Origin of the sequence: Acinetobacter sp. Tol 5 (assembly GCF_019702905.1) — a bacterium.
Taxonomy (GTDB): domain Bacteria; phylum Pseudomonadota; class Gammaproteobacteria; order Pseudomonadales; family Moraxellaceae; genus Acinetobacter; species Acinetobacter bereziniae.
In genome coordinates this window covers 3860161-3878392 of the sequence record NZ_AP024708.1, presented here as the reverse complement: position 1 = coordinate 3878392, position 18232 = coordinate 3860161, and the positions used below count along the sequence as shown (strand labels likewise).

Below are 18232 nucleotides of genomic sequence, written 5' to 3'. Positions count from 1 at the left end.
GCAAGTATCAGTATATTTAACCTAAACCTTCCTTGAAAAGATATTGATGACATTCTGCAAATGTTTTTGCATGGCTTTATATGCCGCTGCTCCATCTTGGCTCTGAATTGCTGCCATGATTTCTTGATGTTCATGCTGAGATCTTAATGGCATATCTTCAGGGGTATATAAACTACGCATACGACTGAACAGCTCGGTATATTGTTTCCCGAGCAAATATTTCAGAAAAAAAGAAAAAGCGCTATTTTGACTCGCTTCAGCAATACGAATATGAAATAAACGATCACCAATATGCTCGCTAGAATGTTCCAGATTATCTCGAACATTCATAAAAAATGCTTCTTTAATCTCTTCTAATTGTTCATCCGTACGATGCTTTGCTGCCAGTTCTGCAAGATAGGGCTCAATCTGCAAACGGGCTTCTAAGACTTCAAATGGCGTAACTGCGGAATCTTCTTTTAAATGAGGAATCAGCAAAGGATGTATATTGGTATTAAAACCCGTTTGTTCTAAATCCTGATCTTGTTGATCTTTAATGACATAGACACCACTCCCCAGTTTTACTTCAACAATTCCATTCACTTCAAGCGCAATGATTGCTTCACGTACTGAGGTACGACTTACACCTAACTGCTGCGCAAGATCTCGTTCAGGCGGTAACTTTGAACCTAACTGATAAATTCCATTCTTTATATCATCTTGAATCTTATTAAAGATATTTTGATAGAGACGAGTTTGAGTCATAAATTTCAACTTTTATAAAAATTGGTCTTGCCAAAACACTTTTGATCAATTAAATTGACTAGACCAATTAATTGGTCTAGTCAATTTAGCATTTACCATAGTATAAAGTAAAAAGCAGGGACGAAGGAATGAGATTGATAAATAAAACGTGTGTGATTACAGCAGCTGCTCAGGGAATTGGTAGAGCCACTGCATTAAGCTTTGCAAAAGAAGGCGCAAAGGTCATTGCTACGGACATTAATTTAGAACTGCTTGAAGAACTCAAAAGCCATTCTGACAATATTCAAGTGGAATATTTAGATATTACTAATCGTCAGCAAATTATTGAATTTTCAAAAAAATATCAGCAAGTTGATGTGTTGTTCAATTGTGCTGGTTGGGTTCCTGCAGGTTCAATCTTAGAATGTGATGAAACACAATGGCAGCGTGCTTTTACGATGAATGTCGATTCGATGTACCACATGATTCAGGCTTTTTTACCCACAATGTTAAAAAGTGCCAATGCCTCAATCATCAATATGTCATCTGCGGCATCAAGTATTAAAGGTGTACCGAATCGCTTTTCTTATAGTGTCACTAAAGCTGCAGTTATTGGTATGACCAAATCGATCGCAGCAGATTTTATCGGTCAAGGGATTCGTTGCAATGCGATCTGTCCGGGAACTGTAGACTCTCCATCACTACATGATCGTATTGAAACCCAAGCCAAAGAGCAAAATAAAACCATTGATGAAGTCTATGCTCAGTTTGTTGCTCGCCAACCGATGGGAAGAGTTGGTAAAGCGGAAGAAATAGCTGCATTAGCGCTTTATTTGGCAAGTGATGAATCCTCATTCACAACCGGAACCATCAATATGATTGATGGTGGTTGGTCAAATTAATTTTCAAACAGATCTAGGATAGAACAATGAAATTATTAAGATATGGTGTAAAAGGACAAGAAAAGCCAGGAATCTTAGACCCACAGGGACAAATTCGGGATTTGTCTTCAGTGGTTCAAGACATCAATGGTCAGGTGCTCGCCACCGAGTTAGATAAGATTCGAAATTTGGATCTATCGAGCCTGCCTTTGGTTGCCGAGAATGTGCGCCTTGGTGCATGTGTGGGTAATATTGGTAAATTTATCTGTATTGGTTTGAATTATTCTGATCATGCTGCGGAAACAGGTGCAGAAGTTCCTGCTGAACCAGTGGTTTTCAATAAATGGACCAGTGCAGTGGTTGGACCAAATGATGATGTGGAAATTCCAAAGCATTCATTCAAAACCGATTGGGAAGTTGAGTTGGGTGTCGTTATTGCTAAAGACGGTCGTTATATCAGTAAAGAACAGGCAATGGACTATGTTGCAGGTTATTGTGTGATTAATGACGTTTCAGAGCGCGCATTTCAGCTTGAAGGTACAGGGACTTGGGACAAAGGCAAAGGTTGCGACACTTTTGGTCCAACAGGTCCATGGCTCGTGACCAAGGATGAGATCGAAAATCCACATCAGTTAAAAATTTGGTTAGAGGTGGATGGTCATCGTTATCAAGATGGCAATACCAATACCATGATTTTTGATATACCCACCATTGTGAGTTATTTAAGCCAGTTTATGAGTTTACAGGCCGGTGATGTGATCTCTACGGGTACGCCACCTGGTGTAGGGCTTGGGCAAAAGCCACCTGTGTATTTAAAAGCAGGGCAAGTGATGCGATTGGGTATTGAGGGATTAGGCGAACAACGACAGAAAGTTGTGAATGCTGAATAAGCCAGATTTATCTGAATAGATTTAATTTTTAAGTAACACAAACAAGGCATTTAAATTCGATGCCTTAGGAAGACTTGTCTTTAAAAAAGCTCAGCATTTAAAAAGGAATAGGAATGTTAAAGATAACGGATTTAGAAGTATTGGATATTCGTTTCCCCACTTCACAGCAGTTGGATGGTTCAGATGCGATGAATCCAGATCCAGATTATTCAGCTGCCTATGTCATCTTAAAAACGGATCGTCCAGCGCTGACAGGACACGGTCTCACATTTACCATTGGTCGTGGTAATGAAATCTGCTGTGCAGCAATTGAAGCGATGCGCCATCTTGTGGTTGGTCTAGATATTGATGAGATTAAGAAAAATCCTGCCTTGATGTGGCGACATTTAACTTCAGATAGTCAACTCCGTTGGATTGGACCAGACAAGGGGGCGATGCATCTAGCGACTGGCGCAGTGGTAAATGCGATTTGGGATTTATGGGCAAAAACTGAAGCTAAACCGGTTTGGAAACTGGTTGCAGATATGACTCCTGAACAATTAGTAAACTGTATTGATTTTCGTTATTTAACCGACTGTATCACGCCTGATGAAGCTTTGGACTTATTAAAGTCGAATGAAATTGGTAAAGCGCAACGTGAGAAAACTTTACTTGAAGAAGGTTATCCTTGTTATACGACTTCAGCAGGATGGTTGGGGTATAGCGATGAAAAACTTGCGCGACTTTGCCAAGAGGCTGTGGATGAAGGCTTTAACTATATCAAATTAAAAGTAGGTCGCGATGTTGAGGAAGATAAACGTCGGGTCAAAATTGCACGTGAGATCATTGGTCCTGATCGTCACTTAATGATTGATGCCAATCAGATTTGGGAACGTGAGCAAGCTATTGAGTGGGTGAAGCAACTGGCATTTTCCAATCCATGGTTTATTGAGGAACCGACTTCACCCGATGATGTCGAAGCGCATCGTGCAATCCGATTTGCGATTCAGCCGATTCAAGTGGCGACAGGTGAAATGTGCCAGAATCGCATCATGTTTAAACAATTTATTATGCGTGAAGCGATTGATATTGTTCAAATTGATGCTTGTCGCATGGGTGGAATCAATGAAGTGCTAGCAGTATTACTCATTGCAGCAAAGTACAAACTCAAAGTTTGTCCGCATGCAGGTGGTGTAGGGCTGTGTGAATATGTTCAGCATCTTTCTATGATTGATTATTTATGGTTCTCAACCTCCAAAGAAGGTCGTGTCACAGAATACGTGGACCATTTGCATGAGCACTTTATCGATCCTTGTGTGATTCAAAATGCAGCTTATATGCCTCCAACTCTCGCAGGCTTCTCAATTGAAATGAAACCAGCATCTATTGAGAAATATAGATTTAAGGGCTGATAGGCTGAATTTTTCAGTGACAAAAGTGATTCATGCTAAAGAAATGTAGCATGCAAATACGGTGAGATCAGCCAGCCTGATACACGAGAGTTAGACTCTAGTATCACAGGACATGATTCACAAAGTAAAACGCGCTGATTTGTGGTTTTATCGTGGATGAGTTTTTAAGGATGATTTTACAGTTCATCCATTGAGAAAAGAATGAAACTGCATAAAGCCACAAGGAGTATATAAGTGATTGATAGCCATATTCATTTTTGGAAATACAATCCAGTTGAATTCCCTTGGATGACGGATGACTTAAGCGCCATTGCAAAAGACATGTCTCCTGAAGATTTGTTCGTGCAATTGCCTGCCAGAATAGAAGGTTTGATCGCTGTTCAGGCAAGACCGTCTTGGGAGGAAAATGAATATCTGAATGGACTGGCAGAGCAACATTCGATTATCAAAGGCATTGTGGCATGGTTTGATTTTAAAAAAGACGCTGAAATGCAGTTGGAAAAATTCAAACAAAATAAGCGGATAAAAGGCTTTCGTCACATGCTTCAAGATGAGCCTGATCCTACAGCCTATATGTTGAACAACCACCAATTTAATCTGGGCGTAGAAAAAATTCAGCAAGCTGAGTTGCTTTATGGTGTTTTGATTCATCAGAAAGATTTGGATGCAGCCGTAAAATTTTCCCAACGACATGATCAATATGCGTTGGTGATTGATCATTTAGCCAAGCCACAGATCTATTCCAGTGATGGTTTTACTGTGTGGAAAAAGAACATGAAAGAATTAGCCGCATTAAAACATGTGAACTGCAAAATTTCAGGTTTGGTGACAGAGGCGGGTGCACACTGCAAAGCACAAGATTTTCAAGCCCACCTTGATATTGCCTTAGAACTCTTTGGTCCTGAACGCTTGCTTTGGGGATCAGATTGGCCTGTGTCTTTTGCGACCCATCGCTATGACACATTGTTGGCATTTTGGGATGAATGGACACGCAACTGGAGTGACTCAGAACGTAAACAGGTCGAAACAGATACACCTAAACGTTTATATAAGCTATGAAATTTAAAAGATTTTAAATATAGGAGATCAGAAAGATGGATTTACACCTCAAAAATAAAGTCTTTATCGTTACAGGTGGTGGTGCCGGAATTGGTGGGGCAATTTCATTATTACTGGCACAAGAGGGTGCAACGGTTGCCATTTTTGGTCGTTCAGCTCTGAGTTCAGAATTCGAAGCATCTTTACAGGAAACGCAGGCAAATTACTCCTTTCATCAACTGGACTTGACCGACGAAAAAGCCTGCCAAGAAAACGTTCAGAAGGTTATTGATTTATATGGACGTCTAGATGGCTTAGTCAACAATGCTGGAATAAATGACAATGTCGGACTTGAAGACAGTATTGATGCGTTTAGACAGTCCTTAGATAAAAACCTGATTCATTATTTTACAATGGCGCACTTTTGCATACCGCATCTCAAACAAAGCAAAGGCAGCATCGTCAATATAGGCTCTAAAGTTGCAGTCACAGGGCAGGGACATACCAGTGGTTATGCAGCAGCAAATGGTGGTCGATTGGCTTTGACACGAGAGTGGGCTGCGCAATTTAAAGATGATGGGGTGAGGGTCAATGCGGTTTTACCTGCTGAAGTCATGACACCACTGTATCAACGTTGGGTGGATAGCTTTGATAACCCGACCCAGAAATTAGCACAAATTACCCAAAATATTCCGTTTGGTCATCGTATGACGACGACCCATGAAATTGCAAATACCACGGTATTTTTACTGTCTGATCGTTCATCGCATACAACTGGACAACTTTTATATGTTGATGGCGGTTATACCCATTTAGATCGTGCCTTAGATCAAGATTAAGACAGATATGCCGAAAACTGGAGCGAAAGATGAAACGCTATTGTTTGGCTTTAGACCTTGTGAACGATGCTGAAAAGATCCAGCAATATCAACAGTATCATCAAAAAGTATGGCCAGAAATCATCACCAATATTCGCAATCGTGGTGTGCTGGATATGCAGATTTGGCAAGTCGAAAATCGCCTTTTTATGATTATGGACACCACTGACGATTATGACGCTGACCTAGCACAAAGTGTTGCGGATTCAGAACCGAAAAATCTTGAGTGGGAAACTTTGATGTCGCAGTACCAGCAAGTACTGCCAAGTGCAAAACCTGGTGAAAAATGGATCGAAATGGAAAAAATATTTGATCTAAAACAATAATCCGAATGATATAAGGAATTCAGCCATGAAGGCAAAAATTACAGAACCCCAATTTAGGATGGGGTTGATATTGGTCACGACACTCTTCTTTATGTGGGGATTGTCGTATGGTTTGGTCGATGTTTTAAATAAACATTTTCAGGAAGCTTTGCATATTTCTAAAGCACAATCGGGGCTGATTCAGGCTGCTTATTTTGGTGCCTATTTTGTGATTGCTCTACCTGCAGGTTTATTTATTGAAAAAAGAGGCTATAAAGCAGGGATTATTCTCGGTCTTTCCCTTTATGCAATCGGGGCGCTGCTCTTTGTTCCTGCGGCTAATATGATGACATTTAGCTTTTTCTTATTTGCATTATTTGTACTGGCTCTAGGATTAGGATGTTTGGAAACGGCTGCAAACCCTTATTCATCTGCATTGGGGGATCCGTCGACTGCTGAACAGCGGCTTAATTTATCTCAGTCTTTTAATGGCTTGGGACAATTTTTTGGTCCGTTGATTGGAGGTTTATTTTTCTTTAATTCGGTAGAAGGTAACAGTGCTGCAAGTTTTGATGCTGTGACCTATACCTATGTCGGTATTGCTGCAATTGTTATTGTTTTGATTGTATTTTTTGCTAAAGCAAAACTACCTGATCTACGTGAAAACGAAGCGAAATTGGATGCAGCCAATCTTCAAAATAATAGTGCATCGATGTGGTCACATTCAGAATTTAAATTTGGTGTTATTACGCTGTTTTTCTATGTCGCAGCACAGGTTGGCGTGGGTGCATTTTTTATTAACTTGGTGGTCGAAACTTGGCCACAGAGCTCAAGCCAACAAGGCGCATATTTCTTATCTATTGCCATGCTGGCTTTTTTGATCGGGCGATTTGTCAGTACTGGCATCATGTCGAAAATCTCCGCGAATCATTTGTTGTTGATTTATGCCGTAATTAACAGTGTGCTGTGTGTCGTGATTTTATCTGGCGCTGAATATATTTCAGTGATTGCAGCGATTGGCATCTTCTTCTTTATGTCGATTATGTTCCCGACCATTTTTGCGATGGGTGTTAAGAATCTCGGTTCTAAAACAAAAATCGGCAGCTCATTTATGATCATGGCGATTGTGGGCGGTGCGATTATGCCTTTTTTCATGGGGAAATTGGCTGATCACTATGGAACACACATTGCCTATGTATTGCCATTGATCTGCTTCCTAATCGTAATTTTTTATGCGAAAAGCTACCAAAAAATCACACTGGCACAAGTCAATTAATAACCGAATTTTATCGCATTGAACGCGATAAATAAGAGAAAACCGCCATTTAATCATAAGGGCGAAGATAAGATCATTAAGGACAATATCATGAAAATTCAAAATGGAAGTCGTAGAAAAGTACAACTCACAATCATTGCATTATCAAGTGGGTTAACGATGAACGCTGCAATCGCAGCAGATGCTTTTCGTGTAGATAGCCCATGGATGTTTGGAGATTGGAACGGTAAAAGAACCCAGTTAAAAGATCAAGGCTATGACTTTAATGTGGGGTATACAGGTGAGTTTGCAGGTGTTATGAATGCTGATCGTGATGGCAAGGGCAATGCTTATGCAGATCAATGGGCTTTTGGTGCAAACTTTGATTTAAATAAGATATTGGGGTGGCGTGATACAGAAGCAAAAATTGTCATCACCCATCGTGGTGGAAAAGCACTCAATACCGAAGCCGATGTCATGGCGCCACAATTTAACCAGACGCAAGAAGTATATGGTCGAGGTCAAACTTGGCGTTTAACAGACCTATGGCTTAAAAAGAAATTTGTTGATCAGCGTTTGGATATCAAGTTGGGACGCTTTGGTATTGGTGAAGACTTTGCTGGATTTGATTGTGAATTTCAAAACCTTGCTTTATGTGGTGGTCAGGTTGCAAACTGGGCTGGAGATCAATGGTACAACGGTCCTGTGAGCCAATGGGCAGGGCGAGTTAAATACAATATTCATCCAGAATTAGCCGTTCAAATGGGAATATATGAACGCAATACTGTTAACGCCAATGCGACTACGGCAAGTGATGGTTTTAATTTAAGTACTGATGGTTCAGATGGTGCTGTGATTCCATTGGAAATTGTCTGGCAACCGAAAAAAACCAGTGCAAATTTAAGTTTACCGGGAGAATACCGACTTGGTTACTTTACCAGTACTGTGGACACACAGAATGTACAGGTGGATTATTCAGTTCCGGGAATTTCCCAAAAGTTTGATGCTGATAATCATAAATGGGCGGCTTGGCTTTCAGCAAAGCAGCAATTGACTCGTCACCATGGCGATGAATCTCGTGGTTTGACCTTGATGGGACAAGCGACATTTTATGATGATAAAACCAGTGCCTATAGTGATGCGCAAAATATTGCAGTGGTCTACAAGGGATTATTTGATGCTCGCCCAAGCGATGAAATTGGAATTGGTTTAGCGAGGATTGGTGTAAATACAGATGCAATAAAGTTTAAAGGCAAAGTCAACAATGAAAAGTTTGATGATGAGTTGGATGCAGAAATTTATTATGGCTTAAAAGCCGCTCCTTGGTTAACAGTGCGTCCAAATATTCAATATGTCAAAAATATTGGTGCCAATAAAGCCTATGGTGATGCATGGGTAGGTGGCGTGAAATTTAATATGAATTTCTAATGCTGCACTACTTTAAATTTTGTTGTTATTGAAAATAGAAAAGTTACCTTGAATCATAGCGTTGTCGGGTTGTGATTAAAATAGGTAACTTTTTCTTTTGTTACGCCATATGAATTTTTATATTTGGCTATATTGACCTTTTTAAGATATAACATGAAAGCCAATTGAATCTGAGTCATTGTTTTCTAAAATTGTTTTGATCACATTGTCTAGCTTGATCATTATTGGTGTAAATTATGATTTACTAGATTCCAGTCCATTTTAAATTGTATATCCTGTTATGACGGCTCAAACATTTTCTCAGGCAAATTCACGCTATCAAAGTATTTTTGAGACTTTGCAAAATGTGATTCGCAGTCATACGCTTTCTACTGGCGTTGTTCTGTTAGAAGGACCGCTCTCGAATATTTTTAATACCAGCCGTGTTCCTGTTCGTAAGGCATTACAACTTTTATTTGATCAACAATTAATTTCACGTTTTGAAGGTCGAGGTTATTTGGTCAACCCAGAACAATCAAATGATATTGAACCGATTAGACTGGAGATCACTCGAGAATTATTGGGGCTGGCATCTGATGAGGACATTATTGATACCCGTTTATTAAGCGATAAAGTCTATGATGAGCTGTATCAATGCATATCTTATATTATTTTACATGGACACTATCGACTTGATGAACAGCGCATTGCTGAGCATTTTAATGTGGGGCGCAATGTTGTACGTGAGGCATTAAAAAGTCTACATTTACAAGGCTTAGTCGAAAAAGAGGCATACGGAGATTGGCTTGCTGGTCCATTAACTGCACAAAGCGTAATCGAAAACTATGAACTGCGCTTAATTCTTGAACCATTGGCGCTAAAAGCCAATATTCATCATATTTCTTATGACGATATTCAGCAGATGTTAAATCGTATTCGCTATGCACAAACCCATAAACAGGATGTGAATGCCTCATTGATCCAACAGATTGAAGCTGATCTGCATCAAACCTTGTGCAATATCAAGTGGCATAATCAGAAAATGGCAAATATTTTATACAATGCGCAGAGCTCTATTTTGATTAGCCGAGTGATCCATGATGCGATTCATCTGAGCAATTATGAGTTGATGTTAGAAGAACATAACGCAATTCTAGAAGCCTTGTTGTGTGGCTCGATAGATCAAGGCTTGGAATATTTAGAAAAGCATTTGATTAATGCAAAAAAGCGTTCGGTTGAATATTTAAAAGTCTTTTCAATTATTCCTGAACCGAATATTCCTCCGTATCTAGAAAGAATTTCCTAATCATTTAAATGGAATAGCAATCCTAGCCTAGTGTTGCATCAAGTTTTTCCATTTTCTGACTAAGTAGTTGTGTTCATCCATGACAGAATTCCAGACTCCGATATGCCCCATTCTTTCTATATAGGAACCGCCTTGGCGTAGCATGCCTTTTTTAATTAAAGGTTGTTGATCAATTCCCATTAACGCTTCTGCAGCAGGTTTACCCATATACCAAAAATCCCATTCAGCCGAGCTTAAATATTCTCGTGCTCGCAGTGGATTGGAAATATACATGCCTTGTCTTGCCATCATGGCACCTGCCCAACCATCAAGCCACCAGTTGAGATACGCATAAGCATGATCTTTCATTTGCCCCTGCAAATTTCGAGATAATGCCAATCCGCCAAACCAAGCACGGTATCCTTCTACAGGTTTTGCAATTTTAAAATCTCGTTTTGCTTTTAGTAATTTGATCAGTGCGGGGTACCATAAACTGCCGATATGAATATTTTGATCGACAATTAAATTATAAGCATGTGCATCATCAGCCCAAAAATCTTTGAAATGTTGTTGCTGTTTAAGCTCAAGTAAGATTGAAGTCAATTGATCAATTTCAGATAAAGATAAATTACCTATATCTTTAAACTGCAATTGACCCGAACCCTGTACTGCCATTGCTAAATCGAGTGCACCAATCGCAGCATCGTTTTGTACCGTGACACAACCATTCCAATTTTGCTCTAATAGCCATGCCCAACTTTCGGGTTGATCATGTAAGTTTTTAGGTAAAAATTTTGGAAAATAAATAAAACTGTCTACATTGTGGGTAAGGGGAAGCATGCTGATATATTCAGATTCCTGACTACTCAACGTACCATCTTTTTGTACATATAATCGTTGACTTGGAACGCCACCTTTTGCCAACGGTTGATCAGCAAGTAAAGTTCCTTTCTTTGCTAAATCATTGACTTCATCCCAGCGGTGAATTTTCTTAATTTCTATGGGCTGAATGGACCTGACTGGCCAAACAAAATCAATATTATGGAACCATTGATCATAAAGGTCATATTGATCTGGATTTAATACTGCAATACGTTGTGCGGTTTGAGGGTCGTGAATTTGATATTCAATATCAAAACCAAGATCTATTTCAGCTTGTTTTCTTATTGCTTCAATTAGGGTGACTGAAGTACCTAAGACCCTTAAAGTCGGTTTAGATGATGTTTTCAAAGTATGCATTATCCTGCTTTTTTAGGGACAAACGACCATTACAAACGTTGTCTTTAAACCAAAATTATGATTTAAAACCCTTAGAACTGATCATCATGATCAAGCTTAAGTATTGTATATGCTGATTTTACTTTTTTGTAAATGACAGGCTTTTGCTGACTATAACTTAGCTTTAAGTTAAAACGTAGTGTATACAAGTCACTACGTTTTAACTTGGTGGAGTGCTGTTGAAGCCATGTTAAAAGTTTAGATTAAACTTTAACCCAGCTACCCAGGCATCACCCTGATTTTTATTTGCGCCAATACGGTCAATATATTGCAGGTTGGGGCGCACTTTAAGCCACGGTGTTGCGAGCAGACTATAATACAATTCAGCATTGATCTCGTTATTCAAATGGGGATTTTGCCGACTGTCGACAGCAATTCGTGATATACCTAGCCCAATTTCATCTTGTTTACGCTGATCAAATAGACCTTTATAAGTCACAGCAAGTGTTTCTGCATCATTAAAAATACTGGTTTTATTGTCATAAACAGCAACTTGTCCCATCAATGTTAAACCTCGGTTTACATCGCCAGCATGGCTTGTTAACTGTTGCTTGGCTGAAATCCAAGTCCCGTTCTTATGTTCTTTACGATCGTTTTGGATTTGCACGTTTGTTACATCAGCTGTGCTGTAGTAATAACCTAAACGATATTCACCAGCCAAGTTTTGAATTAAATTTTCAGGTTTCCAAATCAGCTCTATTGGAAGCAGTGCGCCCTTGGAACCATCTGTACTCAGGTTAAAGCCTTTGCTTCTTTTTAGATTTTGAGGATTGTATTCATAGACACCAACTTGCGCTGATAAATTTGGAGAGATATTCCATTTAACACGAGTTGCCCATTGGCTTACAGGACCGTTATACCATTGATCTCCTGACCAATGTCCAATTTGACCTGCACATAGAGCAAGATTTTGAAATTCACAATCAAAACTGGCAAAGTCTTCTCCTTCACCAAATCGTCCGATTTTTACGTCTAACTTCTGGTCGAAGAATTTCTTTTTAATCCATAAGTCCGTTAAACGCCATGTTTGTCCTCGACCATACACTTCTTGAACTTGACTGATATGTGGAGACAACACCTGTGACTTATTTTCAACTTGCTGACCTGAGCGATAAGTAATATTGATCAACGCTTCAGTATCGTTCCAATCCAAAATTTTATTTAAGTCAAAATTTCCCAAAAAGCTCCATTGATCTGCATAAGCCGAGTCTTTTTCACTACTGATTTGGGTATCAAGTACGGTTGCACCTTGACCCGTATAACTTATGCCAAAATCATAGCCTTTTTCAATTAAAGCTGTACGTTGACCTTGTCCATCGCCCAACATCCATGGGCTGTCACTTGCAAAAGCATTTTTTGCATAAATTGATGATGTTGATGATAATCCTGCGAATGTAATTGCCCATACGATTTTTTTCATTTTTTGCACCTTATTTTTGAGTAACTCATGTTCTTTTCTCGATAAAAAAAACAGAAGATTTAAACGTTCAGTATCCCTACTTTATGAATTGTTTTAGTCCATGATGACTCCTTGATCATTGCTGTATTTATCTTTGCAAGTTGTGATAAATCCTCATAAAAAATTTAAAAATTGAAGTCTGAGAAAATATTTTTAGTTAAATCTAGGCATAGAAATCCTGTTCCATGTTTTAAAAACACAGAAGTTTGACGGTTTTCGTAATTAACTTAGTTCAGCTTTTCCATAAAAATTTGAAATGACTTTTTTATCTGTTCAAGATCAACATGCCTCACGATCATGACAATACGCGAATAGCGATCTTCCCACGGCCATTGGGCTAAATGCTCTGGTGGGTATAAACAGTGTTGTACGCCGTGAATCAAAACAGGTTGGTCAAATTCAGTTAAGTTTAAAATCCCTTTTATCCGTAGAATATTTTCACCATATTGTTTAAGTAATAGATTTATCCATAGTCCGAATACCATCCAATCCAGTTTTGTTGTCCATTCCAGCACGCAACTTTGAGTCATTGCATGCTGGTCTTGTTGAGTTTTTAGAAAAAATTGCGGTCGTGAAAGATGTTGTTGCTGCGCTAAATCTTGAGAAAAAATGTCATCAACGCAATCAATTTGATTGATGGATTGAATATTCACTTCAGGGTGAAGCTGTTGGATTTTCTCAGATAAAAGCTGTTGTGTTGAAAGGTCAACCCGATCAGTCTTACTCAAAATAATCTGATGTGCAGCAACGACTTGGGTTAACCATTCTGGATGCAACCTAGCCTGTAAATGACCTAACTCGGCATCAACAACCGTACTTAAGCCATGTACATAAAACTGATTTTTAATATGTGTATCATGATGAATTGTATTTAAAATCGCTGCTGGATTAGCTAAACCTGTGGTTTCAATAATGACACGCTTAAAATCTGAAATCTCTCCCTGTTTACGTTGTTGTAAGAGTTTTAACAAGCTATCTTTTAAATCGGTTAAAACACTGCAACACATACAACCATTGGTGAGCAAATAGGTATTCTCAGCGACTGTTTGTACCAACAGATGATCAATACCGACTTCACCCAATTCATTAATTAAAACGATCGTGCTATCATTTTGTGTTTGTGTCAGTAGTTTTTTTATCAACGTGGTTTTTCCACTGCCTAAAAAACCAGTCACAATATGCACAGGTATCGTCATATTTATAAAGCCTCTAAATGTGATAACAGTCGAGGATCAAGAACATCTATTTTTTGCCCCGTTAATTGCTGGATTCCGTTCCATAATTGATCAAGCCCATTGGCAATACTTTGTTTGCCGGTAGGTGTCTGAATTAGATAATTCACGCCCTGAAAGTCAGCAATTGATAAGCGATAGGGTGCAGTAATGTGATTAAGCATTTTAATTTTACGTAAACGCTCTCGCCGTCTAGGCAGATCAGATCTTAGGCTGTCTGTCCAATCCTGTTGTTCACCTATCAATCCACATAATCCACACATTGCACCATTACTCCATTGATTAAGGCATCACATCGCCACTGTTTGGTCCGAGTGTCTGACCCACGTACAAATTACCGCCAGGATCCGACGCCAATAAAATTACGGTTGGCGTAATTTCTTCAGCTGTTCCAAAACGCCCCAAAGGTAATTGTCTGGCTTTTTCATCTTTCCAGCTTTGGCTAATACCATCGACCAGTGGTGTGGCGATTGGACCCGGTGCTATTGCATTGACCAATACATTATCTTTAGCGACTTCCTGTGCTAAAGATTTGGTAAAACCGATTACACCGGCTTTGGCTGCGCAATAATGTGCCAGTTCAATCCCGCCTTTAATTCCAAGTTGGGAGGAAATATTAATAATACGCCCCCATTTTTGCTTGATCATATGAGGTAATGCCCGTTGACTGGTTAAAAACACACTGGTTAAGTCAATACGAAGCATGTCGTCCCACATTTTCTTGCTGAGTTCTGTACACGGGGCTTGGGTTAAAATGCCTGCGTTATTGACTAAAACATCTATTCCACCATAGGTTTTTACACAGCAATCCACAGTTTGATGCGCACCTTGTTCAGTGCCCAGATCTGCGATAATGGTGGTCACTTACGTATCAAATTGGCGGCAGCGCTGGGCAATTTGTTCTAGACCTTCAGCATTTAAATCGCATAACACCAAACGGCTATTTTGCTTAGCAAATGCTTGTGCAATCGCAGCACCAATACCACTGGCGGCTCCCGTCACCACAACACGACATTCATTTAATGGTTTCATGTATTCTTCCAATAAAAAGAACAGCTTGACCTCATCAATAAATTTCAAAATCAAGCTTGTTCAACATATGAGTAGGGGATTGTTGATTAATCAGGCCAACGAATGGTTAGCCCACCATCAACAATAATGCTTTGTCCTGTGATATAGCTGGCATCATCACTGGTTAAGAAGCGAACCAGTTTGGCAACTTCATCGGCACGACCGACACGTCCTAAGGGAATTTTCTGTCCAGCAAGTTTTAAACCTTCAGGACCAAGAGAATTTTGCGCATCTAAGGATTGTGGGGTTTCAATCAAACCGGGAATAACCGCATTACAACGAATTCCTCTAGGTGCCAATTCAACAGCCAAAGATCTACATAAGCCAGGGATACCTGCTTTGGCAGCAGCATAATGGCTATGTGCTTGCCAACCATAAACACCCCCTGCGATAGAGGAAATGGCAACCATTGCACCTGAACTTTGCATGTATAGACTTGCTGCACGGAAGGTACGCATTACACCAGTTAAATCAACATTTAACATTTCATTCCATGCTTGATCTGTCATGTCAATGATTGGGCTTTGACGTAACAAACCTGCATTGGCAATCGCATAATCTAAGCGCCCAAAATGTGTTATTGCACTTTGTACTGCGCTTTGTACAGACTCAGTATCGGTCACATCTACTGCAACCATGACACATTGTCCGCCTACTTCTTTGACCAGTTGTTCGGTGATGTTTGGGGCATGTGGATCTTTCTCAAAATAACCGCCAACAACTCGAATATTCTGTTTTGCATATGCAACAGCCAAAGCTTGTCCAATCCCACTGGCAGCTCCAGTAATAAATGCTACGGGAGTATTGTTTAAAGTCATGCTCATTTCCTTATTTCACATCTTCAGGTTTTACATGGCGTGCCATAAGCATGACCAAACCAGACAAGAAGCAAGGTAGGGCACCAAACCAAATTGCCGCACTTGCCCAAGCTCCACCACCAGTGAGAATACTGGTGATACCTGCACCAGCTAAAATTGCACCGATCGGTCCCATCGCATGCACAATTGCGCCACCCGTTGCGCGTATGCGTGTTGGAAAAGATTCCCCCATAAAAAACAACATTGCAGAGTAAGGACCTGTTAAGAAAAATAAACCAACACTATAAAGGGCGACCACTGTGACAAGGTCATGAGAAGCAACGATCATGGCATAGAACGCCACACCACCACACATCCAACCCATGGCAACAGTATTACGACGACCAATACGATCTCCTAACCAACCGTGAACCAAATAGCCAACAAAACCGATCAGATTCGAGAGAATCAAAATGATTAAGGAGTTTTGAAAAGACAAGTTGTGAACATTCACCAACACAGATGTTCCCAATACACTAAAGACTTGGATGGCAGACCAGTTCAGCAAAATCGCTAAACTTAGTACTAATGTTGGGCGTAATGCCGAACCTTTAAAAGCAGCCATCACGCCCACTTTTTGTTGTTCTGGGTCATCTAAATGGTACTGACGAGCCAATTGATCTGCTTGTTCATTTTCGCCAGACTGTTTCAGTTGATTAATTTTTTGCACAACTTGAAACTGGGGACTTTCTTTTAAATTTCTGGCTAGAAAAGCAATGATAAATGCTGGAATAGCAGCAAAAATAAAACAACCTTGCCAACCCACATAAGGAAGTAAAATTGCAGTCAATGCTGCTGCAAGTAATGCCCCTACAGGCCAGCCACTTTGCACCAAAGAGTAGATAAAGCCTTTACGTTTTTGAAACTTTTCATCTTTTGAAGTGGCATACATTTCGGTGAGATAAGTTGCATTTACCCCTTCTTCGGCATAACCCAGACCAGCAACAGAACGAATGGCAACTAGTGAGCTTTTTCCAACTCCTGCCATGGCGGTCATCGCTGTAGCGATTGCTGTACCTGTCATGGTGAAAATAATCCCTTTACGCCGACCAATACGATCTACAATTGGTCCAATAGCGAACGCAACAATTGCACCGCCGATGGCAATCCAAGTGACTAAACTGGCTTGTTCAGCTTCATTCCAGTTGAAATGACCGCCCATGACAGGCAATAAAGTACCAAACAAAATAAAGTCATAAACTGCAAACACCCATGCAAAAAAAGCAATCCAAGATGCATAAGTGATATCTTTTTGCTGAATTTGCTCAGGATGCCAGTTGATTAATTTATCTTGCGAAGCAGCCTGATTCACATCAATGCTGCTTTTAACATCTATGTTTTCGCTCATCATTCCTTTTCCTTCTATGGAATTTTTAACCTTTGCGAGGACAGCGCTGCGCGAAGTCGTTTGCAATTTCATCCATGGTGACGAATTTCACCCCATCGTGGGCTTTGAAGTGTTCAATCAGACGTTCCAACATCAATAAAACTTGTGGTCGACCAGAAACGTCTGGGTGTAGGGTGATCGGGAAAACGGCATAATCCATTTCTCGATAGACCCAGTCAAATTGGTCTTTCCACATTTGTTCGATATCACGAGGATTGACAAAACCATGACTATTTGGAGATTTTTTAATAAACATCATCGGGGGTAAATCATCGAGATACCAATTTGCAGGAATCTCAATCAAGTCCGTTTCCTCACCACGAAGTAATGGTTTCATCCATGTTTCAGGCTGTTGGCTATAATCAATTTTGGTCCACGAATCACCTACACGAACGTAATAAGGTGTGAAATCGTTATGCATCAAACTATGGTCATATTTGATGCCTTTTTTTAACAAAAGTTCGTTGGTAACATTACTGAATTCCCACCATGGTGCGACATATCCTGTTGGACGTTTGCCCGATAATTCAGTAATGAGCGCAATTGCTTTATCCAGCACTGCTTCCTCTTGTTCAGGCGTCATCGCAATTGGATTTTCATGGCTATAACCATGCATACCAATTTCATGTCCAGCATCTACAACGGCTTTCATTTGTTCAGGGAATGTTTCTACAGAGTGCCCGGGAATAAACCAAGTGGTTTTTAAACCATACTTTTTAAATAGATTCAGTAAACGTATTGACCCGACTTCACCTGCAAACAAGCCTCGTGAAATATCATCTGGCGAGTCTTCACCGCCATAAGACCCTAGCCAACCAGCGACTGCATCAACGTCAACTCCAAATGAAACTAAGATTTCCTTTTTAGCCATGTCATCATCCTCGATAAAATAAAG

At 39.9% G+C, this 18232-nt stretch carries 17 protein-coding genes and 1 pseudogene; 9 read left to right on the top strand and 9 right to left on the bottom strand.

What is annotated here, in order from left to right; all coding sequences use genetic code 11:
* Positions 1-21 precede the first annotated feature (21 nt).
* Positions 22-744 (bottom strand): FadR/GntR family transcriptional regulator, encoded by a 723-nt coding sequence (locus TOL5_RS17965; protein ID WP_004818986.1) that lies wholly within the window; start codon positions 742-744, stop codon positions 22-24.
* Between the two features lie 128 nt (positions 745-872).
* Here TOL5_RS17965 and TOL5_RS17960 point away from each other — a divergent pair, with 128 nt between their 5' ends.
* The 9 genes from TOL5_RS17960 (at position 873) to TOL5_RS17920 (ending at position 10074) form a co-directional block, all read left to right on the top strand.
* Entirely contained in the window at positions 873-1625 is a 753-nt protein-coding gene (locus TOL5_RS17960; RefSeq protein WP_009585768.1) for an SDR family oxidoreductase, read from the top strand.
* 26 nt (positions 1626-1651) lie between these two features.
* Positions 1652-2494 carry a fumarylacetoacetate hydrolase family protein gene (locus TOL5_RS17955; protein ID WP_121775382.1) on the top strand — a complete coding sequence of 281 codons (843 nt, stop codon included), beginning with the start codon at positions 1652-1654 and terminating at the stop codon, positions 2492-2494.
* A 113-nt stretch (positions 2495-2607) separates the two neighbouring features.
* Positions 2608-3885, top strand: a complete 1278-nt coding sequence (locus TOL5_RS17950) for an L-fuconate dehydratase (protein WP_151780810.1) — start codon at positions 2608-2610, stop codon at positions 3883-3885.
* 234 nt (positions 3886-4119) lie between these two features.
* The gene (locus tag TOL5_RS17945; protein WP_009585657.1) at positions 4120-4944 is read left to right on the top strand and encodes an amidohydrolase family protein; all 825 of its coding nucleotides are present in this window, start codon (positions 4120-4122) and stop codon (positions 4942-4944) included.
* 35 nt (positions 4945-4979) lie between these two features.
* Positions 4980-5762 carry an SDR family oxidoreductase gene (locus TOL5_RS17940; RefSeq protein WP_009585736.1) on the top strand — a complete coding sequence of 261 codons (783 nt, stop codon included), beginning with the start codon at positions 4980-4982 and terminating at the stop codon, positions 5760-5762.
* A gap of 29 nt (positions 5763-5791) precedes the next feature.
* Complete coding sequence (locus TOL5_RS17935) at positions 5792-6127, top strand: L-rhamnose mutarotase (RefSeq protein WP_151780811.1); 336 nt, start codon at positions 5792-5794, stop codon at positions 6125-6127.
* A gap of 25 nt (positions 6128-6152) precedes the next feature.
* Positions 6153-7382 carry an L-fucose:H+ symporter permease gene (gene fucP, locus TOL5_RS17930; protein WP_121775385.1) on the top strand — a complete coding sequence of 410 codons (1230 nt, stop codon included), beginning with the start codon at positions 6153-6155 and terminating at the stop codon, positions 7380-7382.
* Between the two features lie 90 nt (positions 7383-7472).
* Entirely contained in the window at positions 7473-8789 is a 1317-nt protein-coding gene (locus TOL5_RS17925) for a carbohydrate porin (protein WP_151780812.1), read from the top strand.
* 280 nt (positions 8790-9069) lie between these two features.
* Complete coding sequence (locus TOL5_RS17920) at positions 9070-10074, top strand: GntR family transcriptional regulator (RefSeq protein WP_005030994.1); 1005 nt, start codon at positions 9070-9072, stop codon at positions 10072-10074.
* A gap of 27 nt (positions 10075-10101) precedes the next feature.
* Here the strand turns inward: TOL5_RS17920 and TOL5_RS17915 are convergent, their stop codons facing one another.
* The 8 genes and pseudogenes from TOL5_RS17915 to TOL5_RS17880 form a co-directional block, all read right to left on the bottom strand.
* A complete protein-coding gene (locus TOL5_RS17915) occupies positions 10102-11292 on the bottom strand; it encodes an ABC transporter substrate-binding protein (protein ID WP_005030992.1) in 1191 nt (396 codons plus the stop codon).
* A gap of 229 nt (positions 11293-11521) precedes the next feature.
* Positions 11522-12751: a carbohydrate porin gene (locus tag TOL5_RS17910; protein ID WP_151780813.1), complete on the bottom strand. Its 1230-nt coding sequence runs from the start codon at positions 12749-12751 to the stop codon at positions 11522-11524.
* A 266-nt stretch (positions 12752-13017) separates the two neighbouring features.
* Positions 13018-13986: a CobW family GTP-binding protein gene (locus TOL5_RS17905; RefSeq protein WP_151780814.1), complete on the bottom strand. Its 969-nt coding sequence runs from the start codon at positions 13984-13986 to the stop codon at positions 13018-13020.
* A gap of 2 nt (positions 13987-13988) precedes the next feature.
* The gene (locus TOL5_RS17900) at positions 13989-14285 is read right to left on the bottom strand and encodes a hypothetical protein (protein ID WP_151780815.1); all 297 of its coding nucleotides are present in this window, start codon (positions 14283-14285) and stop codon (positions 13989-13991) included.
* Between the two features lie 19 nt (positions 14286-14304).
* Positions 14305-15054, bottom strand: a pseudogene (locus tag TOL5_RS17895) (SDR family NAD(P)-dependent oxidoreductase).
* Between the two features lie 86 nt (positions 15055-15140).
* A complete protein-coding gene (locus TOL5_RS17890) occupies positions 15141-15911 on the bottom strand; it encodes an SDR family NAD(P)-dependent oxidoreductase (RefSeq protein WP_151780817.1) in 771 nt (256 codons plus the stop codon).
* Between the two features lie 10 nt (positions 15912-15921).
* Positions 15922-17301, bottom strand: coding sequence for an MFS transporter (locus tag TOL5_RS17885; RefSeq protein WP_228153663.1), 1380 nt, complete (start codon positions 17299-17301; stop codon positions 15922-15924).
* Between the two features lie 22 nt (positions 17302-17323).
* A complete protein-coding gene (locus tag TOL5_RS17880; protein WP_004827699.1) occupies positions 17324-18208 on the bottom strand; it encodes a polysaccharide deacetylase family protein in 885 nt (294 codons plus the stop codon).
* Positions 18209-18232: the final 24 nt, after the last annotated feature.